Here is a 14,422-nt window from a genome sequence, read left to right as displayed (position 1 = left end):
GCCCTTCATGCGCGCCGCCGTCCTGATGGCTACGATTGCGCTTGCTGCTTGCGGCAAGAGCGATGAAGGCGACGCCAAGGCTGAACCCGTCCGCCCGGTTCTCTACATGGTTGTTGAACCACGGCCCGCCACGCAGGCCGGTTTTGCCGGTACGATCGAGCCGCGCTATTCGACCGACCTCGCCTTCCGCGTGCTCGGGCGCATTATCACCCGCCCGGTACAGGTGGGCGATCTGGTGCAGAAGGGTGAAACCGTCGCAACGCTCGATCCATCGACGCTCGATCTGGCGATCCAGTCGGCAAAGGCCGATCTTGCAAGCGCCGAGGCGCAATTTGCCAATGCCTCGGCCAGTGAGGAACGGCAGCGTAGTTTGCTGCAAGGCAACAATGTTTCCCAGGCGGATTACGATGCTGCGAGACAGGCGCGCGATAGCGCCAACGCCAATCTGGAAAAGGCCCGCGCCGGGCTGAAAAAGGCGCAGGACCAGCGCAGCTATGCCGTGTTGCGCCCCGACTATGACGGGGTGATTTCGGCAACCAATGCCGAGGTTGGACAGGTCGTGTCCGCGGGTCAGGCCGTGATGACGGTGGCCCGCCCGGACATTCGCGAAGCCGTGGTCGATATTCCCGACAGCATGACCCAGTATTTTGCGCCCGGCGCTGCTTTCAATGTACAGCTTCAGGCCGACCCGTCCGTGACCGGTGCAGGCACTGTGCGGGAAGTGGCTCCGCAGGCCGATGCGCAGACGCGCAGCCGCCGGGTCAGAATTGCGCTCAACAATCCGCCTGACGGTTTCCGCCTTGGCGCGACCATTCGGGCCGCTCTAGCAACGCCGGAAAAAAATCTGGTGCGGCTGCCGATCCAGGCTTTGCGCGAGGATAGTGGCAAGACAAGCATCTGGATCATCGATCCCGACAAGCAGACCGTTTCGCTGCACGATCTTCAGGTCATCGAGCGGCAGGGCAGCAACTTCGTCGCCGGTGGCGTCGATGTTGGAAGCTATGTGGCGATTGCCGGCGTACATGAGTTGAAAGAAGGACAGAAAGTCCGTCTGGACCAGAAAGGAACTGGCCTGTGAAAAAGGGATTCAATCTGTCCGACTGGGCTTTGAACCACAGATCGCTGGTCTGGTATTTCATGCTCGTATTTCTGGTCGCGGGCTTCGTATCCTATATCGATCTCGGTCGCGAAGAAGACCCGGAGTTTACCGTCAAGACGATGGTGGTGCAGGCCAACTGGCCGGGCGCGTCGGTTGAAGAAACGCTCAATCAGGTGACCGACCACATCGAGAAGAAACTCGAGGAACTCGATACGCTGGACTACACGCGCAGCGTCACCACTGCGGGCCAGTCGGTCGTCTTCGTCTTCCTCAAGGATACGGTGCGCAAACGGCAGGTCACTGATGCTTGGAACGAAGTCCGCCATATGCTGGACGACATCAAGCCGGACCTGCCGAGCGGCGTTTACGGGCCTTATTACAACGACAAGTTCGGCGATGTTTTCGGGAATATCTTCGCCTTCACCGCCGACGGCCTGTCGATGCGGCAGCTGCGCGACTATGCCGAAGACGTGCGTGCCAAGATTTTGACGCTGCCCAATGCCGGTAAGGTCGAGCTGATCGGCGCGCAGGACGAAGCGATCTATCTCGAATTCTCGACGCGGCAGGTGGCGGCGCTCGGTCTTGACCAGCAAGCCGTGCTGCAAGCCTTGCAGGACCAGAACGCAATCACGCCATCGGGCGTCGTTCAGGCCGGGCCGGAACGGATCAGTGTCCGCGTCAGCGGCCAGTTCAATTCCGAAGCCGATCTGCGCGCGGTCAATCTGCGCGTCAATGACCGGTTCTTCCGCCTTTCCGATGTCGCGACCATCACACGCGGCTATGTCGATCCGCCGACATCCATCTTCCGCGTCAATGGCGCAGATTCCATCGGGCTTGGCATCGGCATGAAGCCGAACGGCAATCTGCTCGAATTTGGTGCAGCGCTCGACAAGATGATGCAGCAGGTGACGGCGGAACTGCCGGTCGGCGTCAAGGTATTCAAGGTGGCCGACCAGCCGCATGTCGTGAAGGAAGCCGTTTCCGGCTTCACCAGCGCGCTGTTCGAAGCCGTGGTCATCGTGCTTGCGGTCAGCTTTGTAAGCCTCGGTTTGCGCGCCGGTTTTGTAGTGTCGCTCTCGATCCCGCTTGTGCTTGCAATCACCTTCTTGTCGATGTCACTTCTGGATATTTCGCTCCAGCGTGTGTCGCTTGGCGCGCTCATCATCGCACTCGGCCTTCTGGTCGACGACGCCATGATTGCCGTCGAAATGATGGTGGCGCGACTGGAATTCGGCGATCCGATCAACAAGGCTGCAACTTACGTCTATTCGCATACGGCATTTCCGATGCTGACCGGCACGCTTGTGACCATTGCGGGCTTCATTCCAATCGGCCTCAATTCCAGTCAGGCTGGTGAATATACCTTCACGCTCTTTGTGGTGATCGCGGTCTCGCTTGTGGTCTCATGGATTGTCGCGGTGCTGTTTGCACCGCTTCTCGGCGTCACCTTCCTGCCGAAAAAAATGAAACCTCATGCGGAAAAGCGCAGCCGCTTCTTTGAGGCCTTTTCCAGGGCGCTATTGCTCGCGATGCGCTATCGCTGGGTGACCATCGTCACCACGATCCTCCTGTTTGCGGTTTCGGTTTTCGGGATGCGCTTCATAGAACAACAGTTCTTCCCGCAATCGGATCGTCCGGAACTGGTTCTCGACTGGACCTTGCCGCAAAACAGCTCCATCGCCGAAACCAGGGCGCAGATGGAGCGTTTCGAACAAACGATGCTGAAGGATAATCCCGATATCGAGCATTGGAGCACCTATGTCGGGCAAAGCGCGATCCGCTTCATTCTTTCCTTCGACGTGCAGCCGAACAATCCTTATTTCGGCCAGATGGTCGTCGTCGCCAAGGATGTTGAAGCGCGTGATCGCTTGAAAGCCAAGTTCGATGAAGTCTTCCGCGAGGATTATGTCGGCACCGACGTTTATGTGAAGTTTCTGGAGCTTGGACCGCCGGTCGGACGCCCCGTGCAATACCGCATTTCCGGCCCCGATATTCAGAAACTGCGCGGCATAGCGCAGGATTTTGCCGGTATTCTCAGTGCCGATCAACGGCTGGGCGTGGTGAACTATAACTGGAATGAACCCGGTCGCGTGATCCGCGTCGATGTCATGCAGGACAAGGCGCGCAAGCTTGGCATTTCGTCCAAGGATATTGCCACGACTCTCAACGGTGTCGTCGGCGGCATTACCGTTACGCAGGTACGGGATTCGATCTATCTGATCGATGTCATCGTGCGCGCGCAAAAGCACGAACGCGATTCCATCGACACTTTGCAGAGCCTGCAAATTGCGACGGGCAACGGCACCTCGGTGCCGCTCGCATCTATCGCCAATTTCCGTTACGAGCTTGAGCAGCCCGTCATCTACCGGCGGTCGCGCATCCCGACCATCACTGTGGCGGCAGGCATCATCGACAAGACGATGCCGGATACGATCGTGAAAGATCTGGGTCCTGCCATCAAGGCTTTCGCTGACAAGCTACCAGCCGGCTATTACATCCAGACAGCAGGCACGGTTGAGGAAAGCGGCAAAAGCCAGGGACCGATTGCAGCCGTTGTGCCGCTGATGTTGTTCGTGATGGCGACTGTGCTGATGCTGCAATTGCAAAGTTTCCAGCGTCTGTTCCTTGTTGTGGCGGTTGCGCCGCTTGGATTGATCGGCGTGGTCGCAGCACTGCTGCCGAGCGGCAAACCGCTTGGTTTCGTCGCCATTCTGGGCGTGCTGGCGCTGATCGGCATCCTGATCCGAAACTCGGTCATCCTGATCGTGCAGATTGAGGAACACATCACTGAAGGCATGAAACCGTGGGATGCGGTGATGATTGCCAGCCAGCATCGTATGCGCCCGATTGCGCTGACGGCGGCGGCGGCAAGCCTTGCGCTTATCCCCATTGCACGTGAAGTGTTCTGGGGGCCGATGGCCTATGCCATGATGGGCGGCATTATCGCCGGCACGGCAATCACCCTCCTGTTCCTGCCAGCGCTTTACGTGGCCTGGTTCCGCATCAAGGAACCGGACGCGGAAGAGACCGCAGCGCCACAGCATTGATCTGCCAAACGAAATCAGTCTGGAGCGGGCTTCGCTCCAGACCGGAATGGCTCATCACAAAAATTTTACACCCGGGTCTTGAACGGGACAAAAACATACACATTTGAAGAAGGCAGCGCCGGGCCCCTCTGGTCATGGTTTTCCGCTATGGCGATGTCGGGGCTGCTCCACTTGTTCAAATGGAGATGGTCCGGCGATGGATTTGCTTATTTTAGCCCTTTCGGGCGATTTTCTCGGCACACCTGTATATTTCTGGGCGGCATTCATCACGATCGTCGTGGGTTTGCTGGTTTTCGACCTTGGCATCCTGCATCGTGACGAACATGAAATCGGCGCCAAGGAAAGCCTGCTCCTCTATGGTTTCTATGTTCTGATCGCGCTGGCCTTCGGCGGCTGGGTCTGGTGGGAACGCGGCTCGCAGGCAGGCCTTGAATTCTACACCGGCTATCTGATCGAGCAGAGCCTTGCGATGGACAATATGTTCGTCATCGCAACGATCTTCGGCTTTCTCGCCATCCCCCGCCTTTACCAGCACCGCGTGCTTTTCTGGGGTATTCTGGGCGTCATCGCCTTCCGCGCAATCCTGATCGGACTGGGCGCGGCACTGGTGCACGAGTTCAACTGGATATTGTTCCTGTTCGGCGCCTTCCTCGTCTTCACCGGTTTCAAGATGTTCCGCCATCAGGATGAGACGCCCGATATCGAGCAGAATGCGGTCTTCAAATTCCTGCGCAAGCGCTTCAATATTACGAGCGAAGTGCATGGCCGCAATTTCACCGTCAAGAAGCCCGATCCGAAAACCGGCAAGCTGGTCACCTGGCTGACGCCGCTTGCGGTTGCCCTGATCATGGTTGAAACCGTCGATCTGATCTTTGCCGTCGACTCTGTGCCCGCCGTGTTTGCCGTCACGCAGGATACGTTTATCGTCTACACGTCGAACATCTTCGCAGTCCTCGGCCTGCGTGCGCTCTATTTCGCACTTGCCGCCGCCATGAACCGTTTCCGTTATCTTCAGGTATCGCTGGCGATCATTCTGGTGCTGATCGGTATCAAGATTTTCCTGGTGCCGCTGGGTGTCCACATCAACACGTTGCTGTCGCTGGTGGTAACGCTCGGTATTCTCGCAAGCGGTGTTCTCTACTCGCTCTACAAGACCCGTAACGAGCCGGATATGAGTGTCGAAGAACTGGCCGCGCAACAGCATAAGGAAGGCTGATCGAAAGCTCTGCTTTCCCAGAGCGGTTCCGGTTAAAACGGAATCGTGGAACCGCTCTATCTATTTGTTTTGCGCATTATCCTACGCAAAACCGCTACGCACTTTTGCTGGAAATGCTCTAAGACAAAGCCCCCGGACTTCTCCAAGTCCGGGGGCTTTTCATTACGGGCAGAGGATCAGGCTGCGATATAGTTTTTCAGGAAGGCGCGTGTGCGGTCCTTCTGCGGGTTGCGCAGCACGTCTGCGGGTGCACCTTCTTCAACCACAACGCCGCCATCCATAAAGACGATCCTGTCGGCAACCTCACCGGCAAAGCGCATTTCATGCGTCACGATCAGCATCGTCATGTGTTCAGCGGCAAGCTGCTTCATGACCGCATTCACTTCATCGACCAGTTCCGGATCGAGCGCCGAGGTCGCCTCGTCGAAAAGCATCACCTTCGGCTGCATGGCCAAGGCGCGGGCAATGGCGACGCGCTGCTTCTGGCCGCCGGACAGGCGCGACGGGTAGACGTCCACCTTGCTGGCGAGCCCTACCTTGTTTAGCAGTTCCAGCGCCAGTTCGCGGGCCGCCGATTTCGACATGCCCTTCAGCTTTGTCGGTCCCAGCGTGATGTTTTCGAGCACGGTGAGATGCGGGAACAGATTGAAGTGCTGAAACACCATGCCCATCTGCTGACGCACGGAGTTGATGTGCTTTTCAAAAGCTTGCCCACTGAGTGGCTGGTTCACCTGCAGCCCATCCAGCCAGACCTCGCCGCCATTCAGCGTCTCCAGATGGTTGATGGAGCGCAGCAATGTGCTCTTGCCCGAACCGCTGGGGCCGATGATCGCAATGATCTGGCCGCGCGATACCGAAAGATCGATCCCCTTCAGAACCTCCAGCGCACCATAGGCTTTGCGGGCGCCCTTAACTTCAACCATAGGCTTCAAGGCGCTCATCGCGTAACCTCCACTTTTCTTTCGATATGCCGCAGGCCCGCTTCCATGACGAGATTGACCACATAATAAAGTGCGGCGGCAGTCAGATAGAACTCAAACGGACTATAGGTTTCACTGATGGCGATCTGCGCGCTGTGAACCAGTTCGGCAATGCCGATGATCGACACGAGCGACGTATCTTTCAACAGCACGATCATGTTGTTGCCGATGGGCGGGATGGTGTTGCGAATGGCCTGCGGGATGATGATATAGCGCAGCGCCTGTCCGCGGCTAAGCCCGATGGACCGCGCACCTTCCATCTGGCCGGGATCGACCGAAACGATACCCGCCCGGAACACATCCGCATTATAAACGGCGAAATGCAGGCTGAGGCCAAGAATGCCGGCAAACAGTGCTGGAATATCAATGCCGATCTGCACCAGACCGTAATAGATGAGATAGAGCTGCAAAAGCAGCGGCGTGCCCATGAAGAGCCACATGAAGAAGCGGACCGGATAGGCGAGCAGGGCCGGTGCGTAAAGCACGACCAGTGCAAACGCGATGCCGAGGATAAAGCTCAGTGCGCTGGATGCGACCGCAAGAACGAAAGTCCACCACAGTCCGGTCAAAAGAAGATCGGTATAGGGAGCGACGATACTGAAATCGAGAGCTGGCATAGCGTCCTCCCTCAGCGTGCAGCGAAGCGCTTGTCGAGCAGATCGACAATCGACGCCACCACATAGACGATGACCATGTAAATGACCGCAGCAACCGCGAAAATCTCGAACGGCTTGTAGGTCGAGCTGATGAAACGTTGCGCCGTATAGGTGAGTTCAACCACGGAAATGGTCGACACCAGTGCCGAACCCTTGACCAGAGCAACGGCATTCACACCGAGCGGGCGGATCATCAGGCGCGCGGCCTGCGGCAGAATGATGAGGCGCAGGGTCTGTCCGCGTCCAAAGCCGATCGAACGGGCCGCTTCGTCCTGCCCCCGGTCAACACCTGCAATCGCACCGCGAATGGACTCGGCCATATAGGCGCCGATATTGAGCCCCAGACCGATCACACCAGCCGCATAAGGCTCCAGTTCCAGACCGATCTGCGGGCCGCCGAAATACAGAACGAACAGCTGCACGAGACAGGGCGTTCCACGAAAGATGCTGACATAAGCGCCGGATAGAAAACGCAGAATAGTACTGTTTGAAAGGCGTCCGGCGACCAGAATGCCCGCAATGACGAATCCCAACACGAGAGCAAGCACGGAAATCTGCACGGTTACCCATGCCGCCTCCAGAAAAAACGGGAGGACGTGCCGCATTAACGCAAGATCCATAAAACTACTCCGGAAGATCGCATGTGCCGGCCCGGACAAACCGGGCCGGATTAAAAGCCGGCTTAGCGAATATCGCTACCGATCCACTGCATCGAGATTTTCTCGTAGCCGCCATCGGCGAGCATGTCGTCGAGCGCCTTCTGCATGGCTGCCTTGAGTTCCGGATTGTTCTTGCGAATGGCAATGCCGAGCGCCTCGCGACCGCCTTCAATATTCGGCGTATCGAGGATGCGGACCTTCTGGCCGGTTTCCTTGACGGCGATCTTCACCGGAATGCTGTCCATGATAAGCGCATCGATGCGACCTGCATCGAGATCGATCAGCATTTCCGGCAGACCCTTATAGGTGCGGACATTGAGGTCGCCGTGTGCCTTGGCCCACTTCTCGTGGGCATCGCCCATGGTCACGCCAACGGTCTTGCCATTGAGGTCTTCAAGCTTCTGGATGGAGGAGTCTTCCTTGACCACTACCGTGCGGCCCGCATGGTAGTAGGGGCCCACAAAGTCGACAGCCTTTTCGCGCTCCGGCGTGATGGTCATGGAGGCGACCACGGCGTCATATTTCTTCGCCAGAAGACCCGCAATGATGCCGTCAAACGGCGTGGTCACGAGCTTGACCTTCACACCCAGACGATTGGCGATTTCTGTTCCGATGGAAGCGTCGAAGCCAACCACTTGGTTATCAGCATTGGTGAAGCTGAAGGGCGGATAGGCGCCGCTCATGGCGACGCGCAACTCACCGTTTTCCTTCAGCTTTTCCAGCTCGTCAGCATGCGCGGGCATGGCTGAAAAAGCGGCTGCAATCGCAACGGCGCCCGCCGCAAACAGGGTCTTGAGCTTCATATTCATGGCTTTGTGTTTTCCTCTGGATTGGTCTTATTGTTAGGCTTATGGTTTGCCATCAACCTTCATCGGCAGAGCTTCGCACAGGCGTTGTTTTCAAGCATCCTGCAATATGACTGCGGACCCGACACATTGCCGGAATTGACCGGCATATTGTCGGCGGAGGAGACGCTTTTCCCGACGAAAATACGTTGTTGAGCACGAACGTACTGTCTTGCCCCTCATCGATAGAACAAGCGCCATCCCTTGAACCCCGAGCGCGAAAAAGGCCGCACACCCATCCGGCGAACCGAATGGGAGTGCGACCTTGAAAATCGGCCCTGATATTGAAGACTTTACTTCAACGCAGCTTCGAAACTGTCAGCGAGAACGCTGAGCAGATGATCGGCATTGGCGCGGTTGAACACCATGGACGGACGCATCTTCAACACGTTGTCGTGCGGACCCTCGGTGCCCATCAGGATGCCGCGTTCGCGCGCGCCGTCGTTGATCTTGCGGGCCAACGCTGTTGCCGGGGCCTTGGTCTTGCGATCCGTGACAAGCTCGATACCCAGGAACAGTCCCTGACCGCGAACATCGCCGATAATATCGAAGCGCTGCTGCATCTTGCGGAAACCGTCAATGAGATAGTTGCCGACATTCAGCGCATTCTCGCGAAGCTTGTCCCGTTCGATCACATCGATGACTGCAAGACCAGCGGCACAGGACACCGGATTGCCGCCGAAGGTGTTGAAATATTCCATGCCGTTATTGAAGCTGTCTGCGACTTCACGAGTGGTCACAACAGCCGACATCGGATGACCATTGCCAATCGGCTTGCCCATGGTGACGATATCCGGCACGACGTCCTGCATTTCAAACGCCCACCAATGGCTGCCGACGCGACCGAAACCGACCTGCACTTCGTCGGCAACGCAAAGTCCGCCTTCCGCACGAACCATAGCGTAAACTTCCTTGAGATAGCCTTCCGGCAGGAACACCTGACCAGCGACACTCGGAATGGATTCCGCGAAGAAGAAAGCCGGCGCACGACCCTGCTTGCGCATAGTGTCGATCTGTTCGGCAATGCTTTCGGCAAAGCGCTTGCCATGCTCCTCCAGCGGCCAGTCTTCCGGCGCGTGATAGCTGTCTGGAATGACCGCTTCATAGACGTGATCCGGCCGTCCCTTGCCACCCTTCCGCTTGTATTTGTAGGGGCTGAGATCAATCAGCTCCTGCGTGGTGCCATGATAGGCCCAGTCGAGAACGATGGCTTCCTTGCGCCCCGTATGATTGCGCGCCATGCGCAGCATCAGGCTGTTTGCTTCACTGCCCGAGCAGGCAAAGGACGCGACAGTCAGCCCTTCCGGCAAGGTTGCCGTCAGCCGTTCGGCATAGGCGACGATGTTGTCGTGCAGATAGCGCGTGTTCGTGTTGAGCAGCGCCGCCTGACGGGCGATGGCTTCCACAACTTCCGGATGGGCATGGCCCAGATGGCAGACATTGTTGAAGCAATCGAGATAGGCGCGGCCATAATTGTCGATCAGCCACGTCCCGTCGCCGCGCACAAACTTGATCGGTTCCGAATAGGAAATCGACAGGTTCGGCAGCAGGATTTCCTTGCGCTTCGCGATGATCTCGGCGCGGGTGCGCCCATCTTGATGGAAGGTCTCCGGCGGAATGCCGGCCAGCGCCGCCACATCCGGGAAGACATCGGCCCATACGTCGAGATAGGCGGCTTCGCCAACGCCCAGAATTTCGGTTGCCGTCAGATTGATATCCGTCGTCATTTCGAAATGCAGATGCGGGGTCCATCCGCCATTCTCGTGAATATCGCCCATATGACCAACGAGATCGCCAGCCTGCAACTTCTGACCCGGCTTGAGACGACCAAGCGCCTCATGCGCCATGTGTCCCCACAGGGTTACGAAGGGCGGGCAGCCTTCCGGACGATGCTCAAGCTTGACAAGACCGCCATAGCCGAGCGGCTCGCGTTCGATTTCGACACTGACGACGGTTGCGGCCAGCGGCGTGTACAGCGGCGTTCCGGCAGGCATGAACAGATCGACGCCCAGATGATGGATGCGGCGCTGCCCTTCGATGAAGCGCGATTCGAACGCCGTGTCGGTATAGACGGTGCGCTTTTCGCCCCAAGGTCCGATACCAAGCTGGACATTGTTCTCGGCGCAGAAATTATCCCACCATTCCGTGGCTTCCTTGGCGCGCTGTTCGGCGGAAGCAACCGTCATGAAATGCGTCGCATCGCCATAAGGCACAAGCGCCTTGGTCATGGTTGCCGGTGCCGGGCGCACGATCGGCGCAAATGTTTTGCTGTTATCGGCAATCCATTTGCGGACCGCGCCCGCGCCTTCAATGGCGTCGAAGCCGCAGGCCTTGCGCAAAATAGCAGTGGCAAAGCGCGGGTTCATCGCGTCCATCTTTTCCAGAAGACGCCAGGCCGGTGCCTCGCTGATCGCGAGATATGGATTGTCATCCGTTTTGTCGTGGCGCGAAGCCGAGAAAGTGACGCTGGTGACGAGACGCATGGCGATGAGATCGAACAGCAGGTCGATTTCTTCCGCCTTGAGCGGGTATTTTTCATGGAAACCGGCGGCAAGTGCTGCCGCCGCGCCGATTGGGTCTTCCATATCGAGGATGGAATAGGCGCAGGCAATGGCGACTTCGGCGATCAGAACGGTGTGCACCGCATCGCCAAAATCGATCAGTCCGGCAATCTGTTCATGGTCGCCCTTGCTGACCAGCACATTCCAGTCATTCGCATCATTATGGATGACCTGCGCGCGCAAGCGCGACAATTTCGGCGCGACATGGTTTTCAAAACGCACGATGAAGCGCTCAAGCAGCGCACGCCTGTCGGCATCACGGACGAAATGCAGGCGAGTCCGCGCGCGGCCTGCATGGCGCAGATCCCAATCGAGTTCGCGCACGGCGCCCGGATGAATAAAGCCCTGCAAGGCATAATCCAGTTCGCCAAGCGAACGACCGAGATTGCGCATCAGTTCGAATGTGCGCTTGACTTCCGCGAGCGGAACACCCGGAAGCCACCCCACCAGTCTCATGGCGTGGCGCTCGCCGCCGGTAGCCACAGCCGATGCAAGCACATCGCCGGAAAGGCTCGGCTTCAGCTGCGGAACGGCAAGCTTTGCATCCGCGTTGGAAAGATGGTGCAGAAGTGCGGTCTGGAATTCGCTTTCGACCTGCGGCTCGCTGGCATTGACGATCTTTAAAATCCAGTCAGCGTCCGTTCCGGTTTCCAGGCGAAAATTGCGATCTCGTTCGCTGTCGAGCGGTGATGCCGTCGCGGTGACGCCAAAGACTTCAATGGCTAGTTTCTCGGCATCGGCTGCGGAAAACTGCGGGTTCGGATGGGAGAGATCGGTCATAGACGGTGCGTTTCCAGTTTACATTTCTTATCAGAAGCTTGGCACGCAATGCGTTTTCGGGCATCAAGTATCCTGTCGGAAGAACCGGCACTTTGTCGGAATAGACCGGCATATGTCCGGTCATGCGTATAGGGTAACGATGCGGGAACTTGATGCGAAAGATCGCGAAATACTGGCAATTCTGTCCAAGGAAGCGCGCATCGCGCTGAAGACACTGGCCGGTCGTATCGGCTTGTCCCGCAGCGCGACCAGCGAACGTGTCACGAATCTGGAACGCAGCGGCGTTATTCGCGGCTATCGTGCGGATATCGGCGAGATCGATACCAATTTCATCCGCGCGATTCTGCTCGTAAGCCTGAAACGCACGCCCGCTCTGGCGCTTCTCGACATACTGGCGCAGCATGCGGAAGTCCGCCGCGTCTCGTCGGTCAGCGGACAGCTTGATCTGGTTGTCGAACTGGAAGCGGCAACAATCGACGATCTGAACCGCGTGCGCGACCTCGTTGCCGCCCATGATATTGTGGACGACATCACCACCGCCTTTGTGCTGCGGCGCGATATCGACCGCGAAGTCAGATAGGCATAAATCAAGCGGCAGGCGGAAGCTCGCGCTTCGCCTGCTCTAGCTCTGATAAATATCAGCGCGTGTTTGCGGCACAGCCGAAATGCCACGTTTGCGCTTCGAGGCGAGCGTCTGGTTGATCTGAACCGTTCCGCGCTCAAACGCCAATGCACATCCTGCGAGATACAATATCCAGAGGCGCGCCCGCGCATAACCGACCTCGGCAACGGCCTTGTCGAAATTGGCATGAAGCCGGTCCGCCCACATGCGGCAGGTGCGCCCATAGTGCTCGCGGAGATTTTCCACGTCATGCACCTCAAAGCCATGGCCTTCGAGATTCTCGACCGTCATGCCCAGATGGTCCAGTTCACCGCCGGGGAAAATGTATTTCACCAGCGCCAGATGTTCCGCACTCTTGCGGTTGAAGCTCTTCTTGTTCTTCTTCATCCGGCGGGTAATGGCGTGATGCATATAGAGGCCGCCGGGCCGCAGCAAACGCCGCACCGATTTGAAATAGGTGTCGTAATGGGCAATGCCGACATGCTCGAACATGCCGATGGAAGAGATCTTGTCAAACTCCTGATCAAGCTCCGTATAGGACTTGATATGGATGGTGATCTTGTCTTCCAGCCCGGCAGCCTTGATCCTTTGTCGGGCCAGCGCGGTCTGCGCTTCCGACAGCGAAACGCCTGTTCCAATCACGCCATAATTTTGCACGGCGTGGATCAAAAGCGCGCCCCAACCACAGCCGATATCCAGAAAGCGGTCGCCCGGCTTCAGACGCAGCTTGCGGCAAATCAGATCCAGCTTGTCGTGCTGTGCCTGATCCAGACTGTTCTGCCAGTCGGTGAAATAGGCGCAGGTGTAAACCATGCGTTCATCGAGAAACAGCTGATAGAACTCGTTCGACACATCGTAGTGATGGGTGATTGCTTCCTTGTTCGAGCCGCTGACGAAGGGAGACTTTCCGTCGATATTTTCCTGGTCCTTTGCCTTTCCGGCAAAGAGCAGCGATGGAATGCCTTTCAGCAACTGCCATTTCGGCAGCGCCTTGATCCGGTCCTTGAGATGACCGTCGATCTTTGTTTCGGCGACATCGAAGATGGTTCCATTTTCGATGTCGACTGCGCCGGAGGTCCAGAGACTGATGAGCGTATCGTAATTCGGCTTCAGCACCACCTGACGAACGACCAATGGGTCCTTGATCGCGAGCGTTGGCCCGTCAAAAGCGCCAATCTGGGTGCCGTCCCACAGTTTGACATTCAACTGCGGTCGAATGGTTTCGACAATGGTCCGAATGGTACGCGCCGCACCGGTCTCTGCTGCCATGCAATGTCTCCCAATCTGGACATCGATTCGCTATGAAAAATTACCGTAATCTCTCCGATTGGAGAAAGCATCAGGAATACCGATCTGCTGCGCGGTGCGATACAAGTTACCGTGAACGCACAACTTTTCAGCGTATGGCTTGACCGCGATGAATATCCTGCGGCCTGATTTTGGCAAGTGCGGACACCAGAACACCCGTGATGACAGCCTTGACCACATCGCCCGGAATGAAAATGGCCAGGAGCTTGACCGCTTCAAGGAAAGGCTTTGCGAGGATCAGCGACATGCCGATTGCGCCGAACAGATAGAGCACCACGATGCAGCCCAGAACCGCGCCGATAAAGGTCGACACGCCGAGATTGGCGATGGGTGCACGCTCGATGAAAAGGCCCGTGACGTAAACCGCCGGAATCCAGCCGAGCAGAAAGCCAACCGTCGGGCCGGAGAACACGCCAAGACCGCCGCGTCCAACTGCCAGAACCGGCAAGCCAATCGCCACAAGCAGGATGACCAGCGCCACAGCGGCGACACCGCGTTTCGGCCCCAGAACGGCCCCGGCAAGCATAACGCCGAGATTTTGCGCGGTAATCGGCACGCCGAAGCCGAGCGTGACAGCCGGCAAAAATCCCAATGCGCAGATCAGCGCTGCAAACAGGGCCACATGGGCGACATTTCTTTCCATTCGGGA

11 protein-coding genes are annotated in these 14,422 nt (G+C 57.5%); 4 read left to right on the top strand and 7 right to left on the bottom strand.

The annotated features are described in order from the left end of the window. The first annotated feature begins 7 nt into the window (after window positions 1-7). The 3 genes from ACTJKP_RS14710 (at window position 8) to ACTJKP_RS14700 (ending at window position 5,362) form a co-directional block, all read left to right on the top strand. The gene (locus ACTJKP_RS14710; protein ID WP_440631212.1) at window positions 8-1,078 is read left to right on the top strand and encodes an efflux RND transporter periplasmic adaptor subunit; all 1,071 of its coding nucleotides are present in this window, start codon (window positions 8-10) and stop codon (window positions 1,076-1,078) included. Further along, entirely contained in the window at window positions 1,075-4,146 is a 3,072-nt protein-coding gene (locus tag ACTJKP_RS14705) for an efflux RND transporter permease subunit (RefSeq protein ID WP_440631164.1), read from the top strand. The genes ACTJKP_RS14710 and ACTJKP_RS14705 overlap by 4 nt, the downstream gene beginning before the upstream one ends. A 196-nt stretch (window positions 4,147-4,342) precedes the next feature. Then, window positions 4,343-5,362 carry a TerC family protein gene (locus ACTJKP_RS14700; RefSeq protein WP_440631163.1) on the top strand — a complete coding sequence of 340 codons (1,020 nt, stop codon included), beginning with the start codon at window positions 4,343-4,345 and terminating at the stop codon, window positions 5,360-5,362. Window positions 5,363-5,538: 176 nt separating this feature from the next. Here the strand turns inward: ACTJKP_RS14700 and ACTJKP_RS14695 are convergent, their stop codons facing one another. From ACTJKP_RS14695 to ACTJKP_RS14675, 5 genes are all read right to left on the bottom strand, one after another. Beyond that, a complete protein-coding gene (locus tag ACTJKP_RS14695) occupies window positions 5,539-6,303 on the bottom strand; it encodes an amino acid ABC transporter ATP-binding protein (RefSeq protein ID WP_440631162.1) in 765 nt (254 codons plus the stop codon). Next, window positions 6,300-6,959, bottom strand: a complete 660-nt coding sequence (locus ACTJKP_RS14690) for an amino acid ABC transporter permease (RefSeq protein WP_078338230.1) — start codon at window positions 6,957-6,959, stop codon at window positions 6,300-6,302. The genes ACTJKP_RS14695 and ACTJKP_RS14690 overlap by 4 nt, the downstream gene beginning before the upstream one ends. An 11-nt stretch (window positions 6,960-6,970) precedes the next feature. Further along, entirely contained in the window at window positions 6,971-7,618 is a 648-nt protein-coding gene (locus ACTJKP_RS14685; RefSeq protein WP_440631161.1) for an amino acid ABC transporter permease, read from the bottom strand. Between the two features lie 62 nt (window positions 7,619-7,680). Further along, the gene (locus ACTJKP_RS14680; protein WP_440631160.1) at window positions 7,681-8,466 is read right to left on the bottom strand and encodes an ABC transporter substrate-binding protein; all 786 of its coding nucleotides are present in this window, start codon (window positions 8,464-8,466) and stop codon (window positions 7,681-7,683) included. 329 nt (window positions 8,467-8,795) lie between these two features. Next, on the bottom strand, window positions 8,796-11,843 hold the full coding sequence (locus ACTJKP_RS14675) for an aminotransferase class III-fold pyridoxal phosphate-dependent enzyme (RefSeq protein WP_440631159.1): 3,048 nt from the start codon (window positions 11,841-11,843) through the stop codon (window positions 8,796-8,798). Between the two features lie 139 nt (window positions 11,844-11,982). Here ACTJKP_RS14675 and ACTJKP_RS14670 point away from each other — a divergent pair, with 139 nt between their 5' ends. Next, window positions 11,983-12,423, top strand: coding sequence for an Lrp/AsnC family transcriptional regulator (locus ACTJKP_RS14670; RefSeq protein ID WP_078338226.1), 441 nt, complete (start codon window positions 11,983-11,985; stop codon window positions 12,421-12,423). Window positions 12,424-12,465: 42 nt separating this feature from the next. Here ACTJKP_RS14670 and ACTJKP_RS14665 read toward each other — a convergent pair whose 3' ends face one another. After that, the gene (locus ACTJKP_RS14665) at window positions 12,466-13,734 is read right to left on the bottom strand and encodes a class I SAM-dependent methyltransferase (RefSeq protein WP_440631158.1); all 1,269 of its coding nucleotides are present in this window, start codon (window positions 13,732-13,734) and stop codon (window positions 12,466-12,468) included. Window positions 13,735-13,861: 127 nt separating this feature from the next. After that, window positions 13,862-14,416 carry a biotin transporter BioY gene (locus tag ACTJKP_RS14660; RefSeq protein WP_440631157.1) on the bottom strand — a complete coding sequence of 185 codons (555 nt, stop codon included), beginning with the start codon at window positions 14,414-14,416 and terminating at the stop codon, window positions 13,862-13,864. Window positions 14,417-14,422 lie beyond the last annotated feature (6 nt).

It is taken from the genome of Brucella sp. 22210 (assembly GCF_052045675.1).
GTDB lineage: Bacteria > Pseudomonadota > Alphaproteobacteria > Rhizobiales > Rhizobiaceae > Brucella.
The sequence above is the reverse complement of the archived record's forward strand: the minus strand, read 5'-3'. Positions and strand labels throughout refer to the sequence as shown.

What these genes read in the sequence shown, in the direction of transcription:
- ACTJKP_RS14710 (WP_440631212.1), top strand. Translation starts at nt 8, where the DNA reads ATGCGCGCCGCCGTCCTGATGGCTACGATTGCGCTTGCTGCTTGCGGC.
- ACTJKP_RS14700 (WP_440631163.1), top strand. Translation starts at nt 4,343, where the DNA reads ATGGATTTGCTTATTTTAGCCCTTTCGGGCGATTTTCTCGGCACACCT.
- ACTJKP_RS14695 (WP_440631162.1), bottom strand. Translation starts at nt 6,303, where the DNA reads ATGAGCGCCTTGAAGCCTATGGTTGAAGTTAAGGGCGCCCGCAAAGCC.
- ACTJKP_RS14690 (WP_078338230.1), bottom strand. Translation starts at nt 6,959, where the DNA reads ATGCCAGCTCTCGATTTCAGTATCGTCGCTCCCTATACCGATCTTCTT.
- ACTJKP_RS14685 (WP_440631161.1), bottom strand. Translation starts at nt 7,618, where the DNA reads ATGGATCTTGCGTTAATGCGGCACGTCCTCCCGTTTTTTCTGGAGGCG.
- ACTJKP_RS14680 (WP_440631160.1), bottom strand. Translation starts at nt 8,466, where the DNA reads ATGAATATGAAGCTCAAGACCCTGTTTGCGGCGGGCGCCGTTGCGATT.
- ACTJKP_RS14675 (WP_440631159.1), bottom strand. Translation starts at nt 11,843, where the DNA reads ATGACCGATCTCTCCCATCCGAACCCGCAGTTTTCCGCAGCCGATGCC.
- ACTJKP_RS14670 (WP_078338226.1), top strand. Translation starts at nt 11,983, where the DNA reads ATGCGGGAACTTGATGCGAAAGATCGCGAAATACTGGCAATTCTGTCC.
- ACTJKP_RS14665 (WP_440631158.1), bottom strand. Translation starts at nt 13,734, where the DNA reads ATGGCAGCAGAGACCGGTGCGGCGCGTACCATTCGGACCATTGTCGAA.
- ACTJKP_RS14660 (WP_440631157.1), bottom strand. Translation starts at nt 14,416, where the DNA reads ATGGAAAGAAATGTCGCCCATGTGGCCCTGTTTGCAGCGCTGATCTGC.